At 66.4% G+C, this 13,425-nt stretch carries 11 protein-coding genes and 1 other RNA gene; 6 read left to right on the top strand and 6 right to left on the bottom strand.

Annotation, left to right across the window (positions count from 1 at the left end; all coding sequences use genetic code 11):
• Positions 1 to 10: 10 nt before the first annotated feature.
• A complete protein-coding gene (locus H7U20_RS16185; protein WP_233410804.1) occupies positions 11 to 736 on the top strand; it encodes a hypothetical protein in 726 nt (241 codons plus the stop codon).
• 40 nt (positions 737 to 776) lie between these two features.
• Here H7U20_RS16185 and H7U20_RS16180 read toward each other — a convergent pair whose 3' ends face one another.
• Together H7U20_RS16180 and H7U20_RS16175 are read right to left on the bottom strand one after the other, a co-directional pair.
• Positions 777 to 2,243, bottom strand: a complete 1,467-nt coding sequence (locus H7U20_RS16180) for a PepSY-associated TM helix domain-containing protein (RefSeq protein ID WP_199760184.1) — start codon at positions 2,241 to 2,243, stop codon at positions 777 to 779.
• A 124-nt stretch (positions 2,244 to 2,367) separates the two neighbouring features.
• Positions 2,368 to 2,760, bottom strand: a complete 393-nt coding sequence (locus H7U20_RS16175) for a DUF2946 domain-containing protein (RefSeq protein WP_199760183.1) — start codon at positions 2,758 to 2,760, stop codon at positions 2,368 to 2,370.
• A gap of 198 nt (positions 2,761 to 2,958) precedes the next feature.
• Between H7U20_RS16175 and H7U20_RS16170 the strand changes: the two genes are divergently transcribed.
• Both H7U20_RS16170 and H7U20_RS16165 read left to right on the top strand, forming a co-directional pair.
• Positions 2,959 to 3,108, top strand: a complete 150-nt coding sequence (locus H7U20_RS16170; RefSeq protein ID WP_199760182.1) for a hypothetical protein — start codon at positions 2,959 to 2,961, stop codon at positions 3,106 to 3,108.
• 95 nt (positions 3,109 to 3,203) lie between these two features.
• Entirely contained in the window at positions 3,204 to 4,475 is a 1,272-nt protein-coding gene (locus H7U20_RS16165; RefSeq protein ID WP_199760181.1) for an O-acetylhomoserine aminocarboxypropyltransferase/cysteine synthase family protein, read from the top strand.
• On the opposite strand, the gene H7U20_RS16160 is transcribed toward H7U20_RS16165, so the two are convergent.
• Both H7U20_RS16160 and H7U20_RS16155 read right to left on the bottom strand, forming a co-directional pair.
• Positions 4,472 to 6,010: a GGDEF domain-containing protein gene (locus H7U20_RS16160; RefSeq protein ID WP_199760180.1), complete on the bottom strand. Its 1,539-nt coding sequence runs from the start codon at positions 6,008 to 6,010 to the stop codon at positions 4,472 to 4,474. The genes H7U20_RS16165 and H7U20_RS16160 overlap by 4 nt on opposite strands.
• Positions 6,011 to 6,292: 282 nt before the next feature.
• Positions 6,293 to 7,345 (bottom strand): DUF5694 domain-containing protein, encoded by a 1,053-nt coding sequence (locus H7U20_RS16155; RefSeq protein WP_199760179.1) that lies wholly within the window; start codon positions 7,343 to 7,345, stop codon positions 6,293 to 6,295.
• 185 nt (positions 7,346 to 7,530) lie between these two features.
• Between H7U20_RS16155 and H7U20_RS16150 the strand changes: the two genes are divergently transcribed.
• Entirely contained in the window at positions 7,531 to 8,187 is a 657-nt protein-coding gene (locus tag H7U20_RS16150; RefSeq protein WP_199760178.1) for a 2-hydroxychromene-2-carboxylate isomerase, read from the top strand.
• Positions 8,188 to 8,250: 63 nt separating this feature from the next.
• On the opposite strand, the gene H7U20_RS16145 is transcribed toward H7U20_RS16150, so the two are convergent.
• A complete protein-coding gene (locus tag H7U20_RS16145) occupies positions 8,251 to 9,024 on the bottom strand; it encodes a flagellar brake protein (RefSeq protein ID WP_199760177.1) in 774 nt (257 codons plus the stop codon).
• A gap of 592 nt (positions 9,025 to 9,616) precedes the next feature.
• Positions 9,617 to 9,977: a transfer-messenger RNA gene (ssrA, locus tag H7U20_RS16140) on the bottom strand.
• Between the two features lie 271 nt (positions 9,978 to 10,248).
• Here ssrA and H7U20_RS16135 point away from each other — a divergent pair.
• Complete coding sequence (locus H7U20_RS16135; protein WP_199760176.1) at positions 10,249 to 11,538, top strand: ABC transporter substrate-binding protein; 1,290 nt, start codon at positions 10,249 to 10,251, stop codon at positions 11,536 to 11,538.
• Positions 11,539 to 11,586: 48 nt separating this feature from the next.
• Entirely contained in the window at positions 11,587 to 13,326 is a 1,740-nt protein-coding gene (locus H7U20_RS16130; protein ID WP_233410803.1) for a sensor domain-containing diguanylate cyclase, read from the top strand.
• Positions 13,327 to 13,425 lie beyond the last annotated feature (99 nt).

The following is a 13,425-nucleotide window of genomic DNA, read 5'->3' as shown; positions in this document are numbered from 1 at the left end:
TCGCGCCGCCATGCCCCGACCGCTCCGACCGCTCGGCTTTCTGTTGCTGTGCGCCTTGCTGGCGTTGGCGCCGGGCCGCGTGGCGGCGCAGGCGGTCGAGGGCGGCGAGTCGGACTGGGTCGAGTATCGCGACGCCTACCGGCAGATGATCTGGTTCGAGAAATACAGCAAACCCAAGCAGTTCCTGCTGAGCCACTACCGGGTCCGGCCGCGCGACAAGAACGCTTCGCTGGACGGTTTGCGGCTGACGCTCAACAGCAAGGCCGGCACCTTGAACCTGGCCTTGGACCCCTTGGGCCGCGCCGTCTTCCCCTTTTCCAAGGCCGCCTACGACGACAACGCCGCGCTGACCTTGAACCGCAAGGCCGGCCAGTTCCGCTTTGAAGGATGGATCTCCATCGCCACCCGCGCCGACGGCGTCTACGAGGCGGCCGATCTGCGCCTGGCCTGCGAACAGCTGCTGGCCTATCTGCGCTATGTCGGCGATAGCGGCGTTGGCGGCAGAAGCTGCGTCGGCGTGCAGTTCTCCTACGCCCACAACGACGGCGAGGCCGAGGTGCGCCTGCGCCGCGCCGACCATGGCCAGACGGCGCTGCCGGCGCGCGAAGGTCCGGCCTTCCCGGGCGATGTGGTGGGCAAGCTGCGCGTCTTCGTCTACCGCTTCGCCGCCATGCCGGAGGGCGGCCAGGTGGTCACCCGCAACACGCCGTTGGCCATCGCCGCCTTGCTGGAGTAGGGCGGGGGATGGGCCCTGTCTTGAGACACGGCCCGCATGCTCAGGCCCGCAGTCGCCGCCACAGTATCGATTCGCACAGCAGCACCAGCGCGGCCGACACGGCCAGCAGCGGCATCAGCGCGCACAGCGCCAGGGCGCTCAGCCACAGGCCGGGCGTCACGGCGCGCCAGGCGCCGGGCAGCAGCTTGGGCAGGCCCAGCGTGCCGGGCGCGCGGCGCTTGAAGTACATCAGCCAGCCGGACACCAGCGAGAACAGCACGCTCAGCCCGAACACCAGCAGTAGCGCCTGGTTCCACCAGCCGAATTCGCCGCGATGGAAGGGGATGCCGATGGAGGTGGCCTTGCCGAAGGCGGTCTGGCGCTGCCAACCGGAGTAGTACAGCGTTTGCGCGTTGTAGGCGTCGAGCAGCAGGTCGAAGCGCTTGTCCGGCTGGCCACGCTCGGCGGCGCCGACGCGCCATGGATGTTGTGGCGTGCGCGGCGGCGTCAGTTGCAGCGCCACGTCGGGCGCGTGGCGCCGCGCGGCGTTCCAGGCGGCCTGCCAGTCCAGCGCCACGGCGCCGTTGGCCGGGCCGGAGCGCAGCTCCCGTGGCGGCTGCGGCGAGGCTTGTCCGGCGGCGTCACGCAGAACGCGCACCTGCTCGCCGGCGTATTTGCTCCAGGTCAGGCCGGTGAGCAGAATCGGCAGACTCATCAGTCCCAGCGCGACGCCGAGGAAACCGTGCCACTGCCTCCAGAAATTGCGGCCGGCCGCGCCGGTCTGCGGTAGTGCCTTTTGCGCGCCGCGCGGCCACCACAGGTAGACGCCGGTCAGCAGCATCACCAGCATCCAACTGGCGGCCAACTCGATCATCCAGCGCCAGCCGTCGCCCTGTAGCAGGTGCGAGTGCAGCTTTTTGCTCCAGTGGCCGAAGCGGTCGGCGCTGGCCAGGGTGCCGAGCACGGTGCCGGTGTAGGGATCGACGTGGACCACCAATGAGCCGGACGGCGAACCGGAGGCCGGCTTGGCGGGCGCCTCGGCGATGGCCATCGGCGCCAGTTCCTGCGCGGTCGCGGTCGCAGTTGCTGCGTGCCGGTGTTGCGCGTTGGGCGGTGTCGGCGGCGTCGCTGGTTGCTGCGATGGTTGATGGGCATCGTGCTCGCCGCGCGCCTGGCCCTGCGGCGCCAGCGTCACGCGCACCGCGTCGTCGGCTTGGTAGGGCGGCAGCACGGCGAGCACGCTGAGTCCCGCCGGCGCGGCGGCGCGGGCGGCCGCCACGGCTATGTCCAATGGCAGCACGGCGCCGTTCGGCGTGACGTGGTCGATGTTGCGATACAGCGCGGCCTCGATCTGCGGCGTGAAAATGTAGAGGATGCCGGTCAAGGTGGCGATCAGGGCGAACGGCGAGGCGATCAGCGCGGCCCACAGGTGGATGCGCCAGAACAGGCTGCGGCGGCGGGCGTGACGTAGCTTGCTGTGGCTGTTGCTGTGGCTGTTGCTGTTGCTGTGGCTGGAGTGTGAGTTCATTGGCGGAGCGATTTTCTGATCGAAATGGGGACGGTGCCCGTGCACCGGCGTGCGCGGGCCATGCGCCGTGGGGGCGCACAGCGGAAACCATGGAATGGCGGACCGGCGCGGGGCCGGTGCGGGATCAGGAAAGGCTAGGCGGGGCGCGCGACTGCGCCGAGGTCCAGATGAACAGCGGGCGTGGCGATTGGTAGAACAGCGTCGGTGCGATGCTCACACCGCTGACGATGGGCAGCACGCAGCTTGCGCTGGGCGGCGGCCCGTCGGCGCCGGCATGGCTGACGCAGAAGGCGCAGTGTTCCAGGTGCAGCAGCTTGGCGCCGCCAGAGGACGAGGGCGTGGCGTCGCCGGTCTTGACCAGCTTGGCGCCGTCGGTGGTGCAGATCTCGGCCCAGGTGGCGACGCCGCCGCGCTGTGCCTCGATGGCGTGGGAAATCGACGGCGCGAGTGCGGCGAACAGGATCGCGAAGCAGGCGATCCATGAGGCGTACCAGCGGGTGATTGATTTGATTCCCATGATGAAATTATAGCAGCGCCGATGCGGCGCCGACGCGCCACTTTGCGCGCGCTCATGCGAGACGACGGTGAACGATTTAGGCTGGGGGGAGTGCATTCTCATTGAGGGGGGAGGCCATGACCAGCACCGACAACGTGACGCCCGGCACGGCGGGACCGGAGGGCGAGGATGAGTCCGATCCGGCGGACGATATCTTTAGTGCGGGCCGAACTGCTCGCTGCCCGCAGCGAGGCCAAGGCCGACGTCGAACGTCTGCGTCGCGAAATGGCGCTGGGCTTTCGCTGGATGGTCGGCATTCAAATCACCACGCTGCTGGCAATTGCGGCCAAGTTCGCCAATATGTACTAGCCGCATATGGAAATGATTTTATATTCTTTTGCCGCATAGTTGCTTTCTCCTATGCTGGGGCGGCGAATTTGGCAACACCACCCCAAGGAGATGCAATGAAGCTGGAAACCATCGCCGTGCACGGCGGCTACACCCCCGACCCGACCACCCGCGCCGTCGCCGTGCCGATCTACCAGACCGTCGCCTACGCCTTCGACGACACCCAACACGGCGCCGACCTGTTCGACCTCAAGGTGCCCGGCAACATCTACACGCGCATCATGAACCCGACCCAGGACGTGCTGGAGCAGCGCGTCGCCGCCTTGGAGGGCGGCATCGGCGCCTTGGCGCTGGCCTCGGGCCAGGCCGCCGTCACCTACGCCATCCAGACCATCGCCGAGGCGGGCGACAACATCGTCTCCGCCGCCACCCTGTACGGCGGCACCTACAACCTGTTCGCCCACACGCTGCCGCAGTTCGGCATCGGCACCCGCTTCGCCGACGCCGCCCGGCCCGAGTCCTTCGCCGCGCTGATCGACGAGCGCACCAAGGCCATTTTCGTCGAGTCGATCGGCAACCCGCTGGGCAACATCACCGACATCGCCGCCATCGCCGAGATCGCCCACCGCCACGGCCTGCCGCTGATCGTCGACAACACCGTGGCCACGCCGTATCTGCTGCGCCCGTTCGAACACGGCGCCGACATCGTGGTCCACTCGCTGACCAAGTACCTGGGCGGCCACGGCAACTCGCTGGGCGGCGCCATCGTCGACTCCGGCAAGTTCCCCTGGGCCGAGCACAAGGCCCGTTTCAAGCGCCTCAACGAGCCCGACGTGTCCTACCACGGCGTGGTCTACACCGAGGCGCTGGGCGCGGCGGCCTACATCGGCCGCGCCCGCGTGGTGCCGCTGCGCAACACCGGCGCCGCCATCTCGCCGTTCAACGCCTTCCTGATTTTGCAGGGCATCGAGACGCTGGCGCTGCGCATGGAGCGCATCACCGAGAACGCGCGCAAGGTCGCCGAGTTCCTGCAGGCGCACGCCAAGGTGAAGTGGGTCAACTACGCCGGCCTGGAGAGCCACCCGGACCACGCGCTGGCCGTCAAATACCTGGGCGGCCGGCCGTCCGGCGTGCTGACCTTCGGCGTGCGGGGCGGCGTCGAGGGCGGCGCCCGCTTCCAGGACGCGCTGCGCCTGTTCACCCGCCTGGTCAACATCGGCGACGCCAAGTCGCTCGCCTGCCATCCGGCCTCGACCACGCACCGCCAACTCGACGAGGCCGAGCTGGCCAAGGCCGGCGTCACGCTCGACACGGTGCGCCTGTCGATCGGCATCGAGCACAGCGACGACCTGCTGGCCGACTTGGCGCAGGCGCTGGAGGCGGTCTAGCCCGGCGCCGGGGGCTGGTAGAGGGCGCTGCCGCCGCGGCCGTTCTTCTTGGCGGCGTACATCGCGCTGTCGGCGTTCTTGGTCAGCTCGGTCTGGTCGGCGCCGTGCTCGGGATAGAGGGCGATGCCGATGCTGGCCGAGATGTCGATGCGGTGGCCGTCGAGCAGATAACTCGGGCGCAGCGCGGCGCACAGCTTGTCGGCCATGGCCAGGGCGTCGCCCGCCGTGCCGACCGTGCGCAGCAGCACGACGAACTCGTCGCCGCCGAGCCGCGCCACCGAATCGGAGTGGCGCACGCCGTGCAGCAGCCGCTGCGCCACCTCCTTGAGCAGCAGGTCGCCGACGCCGTGGCCCAGGCTGTCGTTGACCGGCTTGAAGCCGTCCAGGTCGATGAACAGCAGCGCCAGATGCTGCTGCTCGCGCCGGGCGCCGGCCAGCGCCTGTTCCAGCCGGTCGGCGAACAGGGCGCGGTTGGCCAGTCCGGTCAGCGTGTCGTGTTGGGCCATGTGGCGCAGCGCCTGCTCGGCTTGCCGGCTGGTGGCCAGCGCGCGCGCCAGCCGGCGGTTGACGCGGTAGATGTACAGGGCGATGGCGCCGGTCAGGCCGAGCAGCGCGGCGGCCGCGACCAGCCAGCGCAGGTCGGTGGCGGGTTTGGACTGGTAGAGAAAACCCCGCAGTGAAAAGCCGCGCGGCAGCAGGCCGAGGTCGGCGTAGGTGTCGGCGATGTGCAGCCAGCGCACCGGATTCATGTAGCCGACCTCGATCAGGTCGGTGCGCATCAGCGGCTTCATCGCCGCCGCCTCGTACAGATAAAACTCGCGGCTGTACGGGCCGGGATAATGCTTGAACATCATCTCGACCACCTCGCGCGGGTGGGCCACGGCGTACTCCCAGCCGCGCAGGCTGGCCTGGCGGAAGGCCGCCACCCGCGCCGGATGGGCGGCGATCTGCGCCTCGGTGGTGAACAGGTTGTCGCCGTAGAAGTCGATGCCGTCGGCCAGCGGACTGAGCAGGCGATAGGCGAAGCCGGCCCGCTCCAGCAGATACGGTTCGTTGGTGGAGTAGGCGGTCATGGCGTCGACCTTGCCGTCGATCAGGTCCCGCACGTTCTGGCTGTGCGGCAGCTGGACGATCTGCTCGGCGCCGATGCCTTCCTGGCGCAGATAGGCCAGCAACTCCTCCGACTGCGGCTCGACCATGACGCGCTTGCCGACCAGCCCGCGCGGTCCGCTGTGCATGGCCGACTGGGCCACCAGCAGTACCGACGGCGAGTGTTGGAAGATCACCGCCAGCGCCACCACCGGCCGGCCGGCCTTGCGCGCCAGCAGCAGATTGCTGTTGCCGACGCCGAACTGGGCGCGGCCGTCGAGCACCTTCTGCAAGGTGTCGCCGCCGTCGGCGCCGGCGACGATGTTCACCTCAAGACCGGCCTCGCGGTAGTAGCCCAGCTGCTGCGCGGCGTAGTAGCCGGCGAACTGGAAGGCGTGGCTCCATTTCAATTGCAGGGTGACGTTGTCGAGGGCGTGCGCCGGCATGGCCGCCCCCGCCAGCGTTAGATAGCAGGCAAGGAGGAATCGATGCAGCAACAGTGCGCCCCTCAGTGCGCCGACGCGAAGGGCGGCTCGGTGGCGGCACGGCGCCGCATGGTGAAATTATACGGTTGGGGCGGCGCGGCGTTGCGGCGGACGCGGCCGCAACGCCGTCCAAGTGCGTGAATCTGTTGCGAATTTGTTGTATTGGACGCGCTTCTTGCGTGAAATGGCAAGTTTGCCGCAGTGCCAGACCGCCTCGGCGGGCCGGGCTGCCGCGCTCGCGGCTTACTTCAGCAGGCCTGCCGCGTCGACCATGTCGACCCCCTGCAGTTGGCCGAGCCAGCCGTCGAACCACGGCTTGTGGGCGGCGCCGACAATCGACAGGACGCGGGCGCCGGGACGTTCGCGGAAGGTTTCGCGGATGTTGGCGACCATGCGCAGGTTGCGGATTTCCCAGCCGGCGACCCACATCTGCGGATAGCCTTCCGCCGACTTGGCGCGCATGGCCGGGCCGACGTTGGCCTCGGCGGCGAGTTGCAGGCCGGCCGGCTCGTTGAGATAGCGGTACAGCGGCAGCAGCTCGGCTGCCTGCGCCAGGACATCCTCTTGTTTCTTGCGCTCGTTCAATGCCGCAGCGCCCGCGGCCGAGGCCGCTTCGATCGAGCGCACGAAGGCCTTGATGTCCGGCACGTCGATGTGGTCGCCGGTATGGTTGTCGACGGCGTGGACCCGCTGCAGGCCGAGGCGCGCGGCCAGGCGCGCGGCCAGCTGGTAATTCTCGTTGTTGCGCGTTTCGATCTTGCCGAGCAGCTCCACCAGCGCGGCGTTCAAGCTGTCGCCGGCGCGGCGCTCGCCGGCGGGCAGTTGCAACCACTGCACATAGGCCGAGGCGCGGTCGTTCGCCGCCAGGAACAAGGCGGCGAGGCGGCGCCGCTGTGTCGGTGTCGCTTGCGCGGGCCAGGTCTGGAGCGTCTTGTCCACTTCGGCGATGGCGGCGGGCACGTCCAACCCGGTGGCGGCCAGCGCCGCGTCAGTCGGGGCGCAGTAATCGGCGCCGTACTTTGCGGCGTGGCGCGCGGCCAGATCACATTCCTCGCCGGACTCGGTCTCGATGGTGATGATGTCGGGCTTGAACGCCGCCAGCCGATTGAGCACGCCGTCCAACGATGCGGGATTGAAGCCCGCCGCCATGCCACTTAGATGCACGGTGCCCAGCACCAGTATTTGTGCCCGTGGTCCGGCCATGTCGCGATCGAGTCCCTTCAAATTGACCTGTGCCTGCGCCGCCAACGGTACTGTCACGATGACGCTGCATAGCCATTTTGTCCATTTTTCCATGTTGTATTCTTCCTTGTGTTGTCGGAGCGGGTCTGATCGTCGAAGTGGGGCCAGTGTAAGAATGTACGAAGGAAGCTCAAGCGTGTTTTGGACAGGATGCGTATTTATGGGGCCAGGATGTCAAAAAATGCGTTATTGTTAAAAAATTATGTAAAAAATTCAAATAAACAAATAAGGAGACTTCTTTGACCACCGCAGAACTCAAATCCCATGGTGTTTTCTACTTTGATGTGATCTCGCCATGGGCATGCTTGATGGACCATGCCTTGCGCAATGATCCCCTGCCGATCACGCTGGAGCGGCGCCCGGTGCTGTTTGCCGGGCTGCTCAACACCTTTGGCACCAAGGGGCCGGCGGAGATTGAGAGCAAGCGCCAGTTCACTTACGAACTATGCACGTGGACCGCACAACAGCAGGGCATGCCATTTGTCATGCCGTCGGTGCATCCGTTCAATCCGTTGCGCTACCTGCGGCTGATGCTCGCCTTGGGGACTACGCCGGAAGTGGTTTCCGTCGTGTTCGAGCAGCTCTACACCACTGGGTGCGATCCGGATAGCGCGCAGGCTTGGCAGGCCATGCTGGATCGCTTGGGCGTGACGGAAGCCGAGGCGGCCCTGCGCATGGATGCGGCGGAAATCAAGGCGCGCTTGAGGGAGAACACTGGCCAGGCGGCGGAGGGGGGCGTCTTCGGTGTGCCGACGATCTGCGTGGACGGCAAGTTGTTCTGGGGGCTGGATTCATTGCCCATGCTGAGGGCTTATTTGCGGGGCGATCCGGGGATGGATACGCCGGCGATGCAGGCCGTGGGGAAGGTGCGAGTTGGGGCTGTGCGAAATAGCTAAGGCACTGAGAAGAGGGTGGCGGGCGCTGGATCGATCGCGCAATGGACAGTGGCGCGGCGATCTTCAGCGCTGCCGATGGGCATGGTCTAGCTGATCCATCAGACTCTTGATCTGGCTTTCGACCTCTGGCGTCATATTGCTGAACGTGCAGCCGATATGGATCTGTTCGCCCAGCAGGAAGGAACGGAAGGCGCGCGTGAAGCGGATTTCCAGTTCTGTGACGAGGACGGTTTCCTCTCCCAGTTCCAGTTGCACATCCGGCAGTTTGCGGCCTTTGAGCAAACCCTTCGCTTCGCTCTTTGAGCAGCGCAGACCGATCCCGCCTAGCGAGAAATCGTATACCGACCACTCGTAGAAGGTGCCGTGGGTCTCTAACGAGGCGGTGAAATTGGTGCCCAGCGGCGTTTCCACTCGCTCCGAGGAACGGCGGTCCAGCACCAGGCAGACTTCCGGGAATACCATCGGGATCAGTTGGGGACTGCCGGGAACCGAGTTCCAATCCATGTTGGACAGGCGAAATTGCAGCTTCGCGGTGCGCAGCACGGCGACAAAGGTGATCTTGCCAGGCGTTAAGGTCGCACCTTCGTTTAATTCAATCACGAAATGCGGCAAATCGGGATCGACCGATAGAATGCGCCCAAGCACCGCCTCACGGGTGCCGCTCACGTACATCGAGATCGCATCGCCGCTCGCGGCCAGCAGAGTCAGGGTATCGCCGATCTCGTCTTCGCTCGTCATTTCATGCGAGCTGGCGGCGGCCGGGATGGGCGCTATCGCATCTTGTGGCCGTGGCGGTCCTTTACGGATGGGCACGGCAGTGTGTTCGTTGATGAGCATATCGATCGATTATGATAAGTGCAACTTTAGACGGGGTTTAAGTCTGTTGATAAACTCATCATAGGTCGAAAATTTCCGAAAGGCAACTTAATTTTCGTATTGTAAAAAAATATCCGCCATCGGTGATGTTTGCGCGCCAAGATTTCTTTTAATCGATCATGACGAGGACCTGCTGAGGAGGGGGGGCGCCGGCCCGCAGTCTTTAGGGAACCTCGAAAAACTGTCATTCCCGCGCAGGCGGGAATCCATACCCCGCATGCCCATTGGCTCAGCAGAGGTTCCCGCCTGCGCGGCGGGCCTTGATGTGGGTTTGCATCATTTCCTGTTGGAAATTTGAGGGAAATCGCCTTCGGCGATTTTTTAACGGCGGTGGAGCCGCCAGCCCGCCCGCAGTCTTTAGTCGGACGAATCGGAGAGGCTTCGCGCTTGCAAGCGCGAAGCCGCTTTTGCGGCGGCGAGCTGCGCTCGCCGACTGCCCCGCAAAAGCCCCGCGCCCGTGCCGGACGCGGTTTCGATTCCCGCCAGGCGAACACCCCTAATAAAAACAAAGCCCCGCCGGGCTTACGCCCGGCGGGGCTTTGTTTTTATTCGGTGGTGGAGACGGCGGGAATCGAACCCGCGTCCGCAAGCACTCTACAGACAGTTCTACATACTTAGCACTATCATTTAATTTAGCCTGTACAACGCGGATGTGCACGCTTTGGACAGACGATTCACCTTAGATTTAACGCTACTTCAAGTGACCCGTTATAGCGCGATTCCCTGTAAATGACTCCACAGCTTTTAACGGCCCGCCCCAGGGAAGAAGCGTTGTGGAGCTAACAGCAATTAAGCTGCCAGTGCGTACGAGTTATCGTTTGCAGTTAAGTTTTTTCTGGTTGTATTTACGAGGTAGCCAGCCCTCGGTATGCCCTGCGCTGCTTTGCAACCCACGTCGAAACCAGGTCGTCCCCACAGAACCTCCATTGTAGCGCATTCCACACGTCCCTGCAGCGCTTATCGGCGACCATGCCGAATGCCCCGCCCAGCCTCGCCGCGCTGTGCATTTTGGCCGGCTAAAATGCTTCGCCCAGTTTGTCTGGGGCAAACTTTGGTGTAATCTTTTGCTTATCTGTAGTTACTAGCATGCAATGAGTCCTGTCCGGCCGCAAGCCGGCCTCGGCCCTTGCGGTGCGCCGCCGGGCCTGCCACCGCCCCCCAACCTGGATAGTTGCGAGCATAGAAATGTTGACGTTCCTCCGCTGCGCGCCGCGCTTGTCCGCACTGTTCTGCCTGCTGGCGTTGGCCGCCTGCGGCCGGACGGAGCAGGCCGCCGCGCCGCCGCGCGCGCCGCCGGTCACCATCACGGCGCTGGTCTGGGCGCCCGACTGGCCGCAGGAGATGCACCAGGTGGCGGCCGCTTTCAGCCGCGCCCATCCGGACATCAAGGTCGACCTGCAGTTCATGATCGGCAACTCGGTGGAGGAGAACCTGAAGCCGAAGGTGGCGGCCAATCAGTTGCCCGACCTGGTCTCGGTCAACCCCAACGCCTACGCCGCCGGTTTGGCCGACCAGGGCATGCTGGTCGACGTCGGCCACAGCGCCGCCTGGGACAATATGCTTGAGGTGCTCAAGCCGGATTGGACCTCGCGCGAAAAAAAACGCTTCGGCGTCGCCGGCGGTGTCGCGGCGACCTTGATCTACTATAACAAGGCGCTGTTCCGCCAGGCCGGCGTCGAGCGGCTGCCGGCCAATTTCGACGAGTTCCTGGCGCTGTGCGAACGCCTCAAACGGGCCGGCATCACGCCGCTGATGTTCGACGCCGGCTTTCCCAACATGCTGGGCAACGGCCCGTTCAGCTTCGGCTTCGCCAACAACGTGGCGGCCGGCCGGCCGGGCTGGCGCGAGGCGCTGACCGCCGGCAAGCTCGACTTGAACACCGAGGCGGCGGCCGACATCTTCGCCAAGATCAAGCTGCTGGCCGAGCGCGGCTACGTGCAGAAGAATTTCCTCAACACCGGCTACGACGAGGGCATCCGCCTGTTCGCCGAGGGCAAGGTGGCGATGGCTTTCCACGGCACCTGGGCGGCCGGCCGGTTGATGGCCAGCCAGCGCTTCGCCAGCGGCGTGTTCGTGCCGCCATGGAACGCGGCCGGCCGCGCCGTGGTGCCGGTGGTCGGCAGCGAGACCGGCTTCGCCGTCTGCGCCACTCGCAACCAGCGGGAGGCCCTGCTGTTCCTCGATTTCATCTTCGGCCCGGGCTTCCCGCTGCAGCAGAACAAGCGGCAGAACCTGCCGCCGATGAAGCGGGTGCCCGGCCCGGTGGTCAACGATGCGCAGATCACCGCCTACGCGGCGAGCGTGGGCGCGGCGGCGCAGACCAGCGGCCCGTATTATTCCTTCCTGCCGGCGCCGGCCATCGAGCTGGTGCACGCGCTGTTGCACGATGTGTTGGCCGGCAAGACCACGCCGCGCCAGGCGGCGGCCGCGCTGGACGCCTCGGTGCGGGCGGCGGCCGACCAGGACAACCGCTGAGGCCACCGCGCCCGGCATTTTTTCGAAAGTTCGAGCATGCGCTTGTCGTTGGAAAATCGTCTCACCACCTTGCTGCGCGCGCTGTCGATCCGCCACCGGCTGATCGCCTCCTTCGTGCTGCTGTCGCTGCTGTCGCTGCTGCCGCTGCTGGTGTCGGGCTACATCTCCTATGCCGAGTCGAGCCGCGAGATCGAGCGGCGCACCCGCCTGTTCGCCACCGAGGTGGTCAAGCAGGTGGCCAAGAACGTGCAGTTGCAGATGGCCGAGGTGGAAACGGCCAGCGAGGCGCTGGTGCTGTCGGACGGGGTGCAGGCGGCGCTGGCGCGTTACGCCGTCGACGACGCCGCCGAGAAGGGCCGCGCCCGCGCCGAGCTGACCAAGATCCTGCTCGACAGCTACGGCTCCTTCGAGGACGTCAGCCAGAAGTACTTCCTCGACAAGGACAACCGCATCCTCGACCCGCAGGTGCTGGGCCAGCTGGGCGGCACGATGGAGCGCTTCGCCGCCGCCGCGCCGCCGCGCCACGGCCGGCCGCACTGGGGCGCGCTGGAACTGTGGGGCGGCCAGAAGAGCCTCGTCATGCTGCGCCAAGTCTACTTCAAGAGCAACAACCGGCTGGCCGGCAGCCTGTTCCTCGGCGTGCGGCCGCTGTACTTCGCCGGCATCTTCGACAACGTCCAGCTGGGCGAGGGCAGCGACATCTTCATCCTCGACGGCCGCGACGGCAGCGCCGTGGTGCAGGCGCGCGAGCGGCCCAACGGCGCGCCGCTGGCGGCCGGCCTGCTGGCCGAGGTGGGCGCCAGCCTGCGCCACGGCCAGTCCGCCGGCTTCGCCGCCTACGAGGACGTGGCGGCCGACGGCCGTGGCCGCGCCAGCTTCCGCGCCGCCTACACGCAGATCCCGCGCACCAACTGGTACGTGGTCAGCACGCTGCCCAACGACAGCCTGCTGGCCCAGGCCCAGTCGGTGCGCGACAAGATCCTGTTGATCGGCCTGGCCTGCTTCCTGGTCGCGCTGGCGCTGGCCTACCTGATCGCCCGCTCGATCTCGGCGCCGCTGGAGAAGCTGGCCGGCATCATGCGCGCCACCGAGGGCGGCAACTACGGCCTGCGCATGGACTACACGGGACGCGACGAGCTGGCCCAGTTGGCGCGCAAGTTCAACGAGATGGCCGGCAACATCGGCCAGGCCCACGAGCAGCTCGAAAGCCGGGTGGCGGCGCGCACCCACGAGCTGGAGCTGGCCAACGAGAAGCTGGCCACGCTGAGCATGACCGACGGCCTGACCGGCATCGCCAACCGGCGCCGTTTCGACGCCGTGCTGGAGGCCGAGCTGCACCGCGCCAGCCGCTGCGGCCAGCCGCTGACGCTGCTGATGATCGACGTCGATTTCTTCAAGAGTTACAACGATTTCTACGGCCACCAGGAGGGCGACGCCTGTCTGTTGCGGGTGGCCCGCCTGTTGCAGGCGCACGCCCGCCGCGCCGGCGATCTGGCGGCGCGTTATGGCGGCGAGGAGTTTGTCATGCTGGCCGCCGACACCGACCTGGAGACGGCCGCCGCGCTGGCCGAGAGCATCCGCCTGGCGCTGGAGCAGGCCGGTCTGCCGCACGCCGAGTCGCCGATCGGCTGCGTCAGCGTCAGCATCGGCGTGGCGACGCTGGCGCCGGACGAGCGGCAGAGCGCCGAGATGTTCATCCGCACGGCGGACAAGGCGATGTACCGCGCCAAGCAGCTGGGCCGCAACCAGGTGCAACTGGCCGGCGGCCGCAGGATCGCGGCGGCATAGGGGCGAGGCGAGAAAACCCCGGACGCAAACTGGGGTCGGACCCCGCGGGGTCCGACCCCGGCTCTTGCTCTTGGGGTGGTTTTTGCGTCCGCCGGCGCT

This window comes from Rugamonas violacea, from assembly GCF_016461825.1.
GTDB lineage: Bacteria > Pseudomonadota > Gammaproteobacteria > Burkholderiales > Burkholderiaceae_D > Rugamonas.
This window is presented reverse-complemented; position numbering and strand designations above follow the sequence as displayed.

What these genes read in the sequence shown, in the direction of transcription:
- H7U20_RS16145 (WP_199760177.1), bottom strand. Translation starts at nt 9,024, where the DNA reads ATGCTCATCAACGAACACACTGCCGTGCCCATCCGTAAAGGACCGCCA.
- H7U20_RS16135 (WP_199760176.1), top strand. Translation starts at nt 10,249, where the DNA reads ATGTTGACGTTCCTCCGCTGCGCGCCGCGCTTGTCCGCACTGTTCTGC.
- H7U20_RS16165 (WP_199760181.1), top strand. Translation starts at nt 3,204, where the DNA reads ATGAAGCTGGAAACCATCGCCGTGCACGGCGGCTACACCCCCGACCCG.
- H7U20_RS16175 (WP_199760183.1), bottom strand. Translation starts at nt 2,760, where the DNA reads ATGGGAATCAAATCAATCACCCGCTGGTACGCCTCATGGATCGCCTGC.
- H7U20_RS16160 (WP_199760180.1), bottom strand. Translation starts at nt 6,010, where the DNA reads ATGCCGGCGCACGCCCTCGACAACGTCACCCTGCAATTGAAATGGAGC.
- H7U20_RS16155 (WP_199760179.1), bottom strand. Translation starts at nt 7,345, where the DNA reads ATGGAAAAATGGACAAAATGGCTATGCAGCGTCATCGTGACAGTACCG.
- H7U20_RS16185 (WP_233410804.1), top strand. Translation starts at nt 11, where the DNA reads ATGCCCCGACCGCTCCGACCGCTCGGCTTTCTGTTGCTGTGCGCCTTG.
- H7U20_RS16180 (WP_199760184.1), bottom strand. Translation starts at nt 2,243, where the DNA reads ATGAACTCACACTCCAGCCACAGCAACAGCAACAGCCACAGCAACAGC.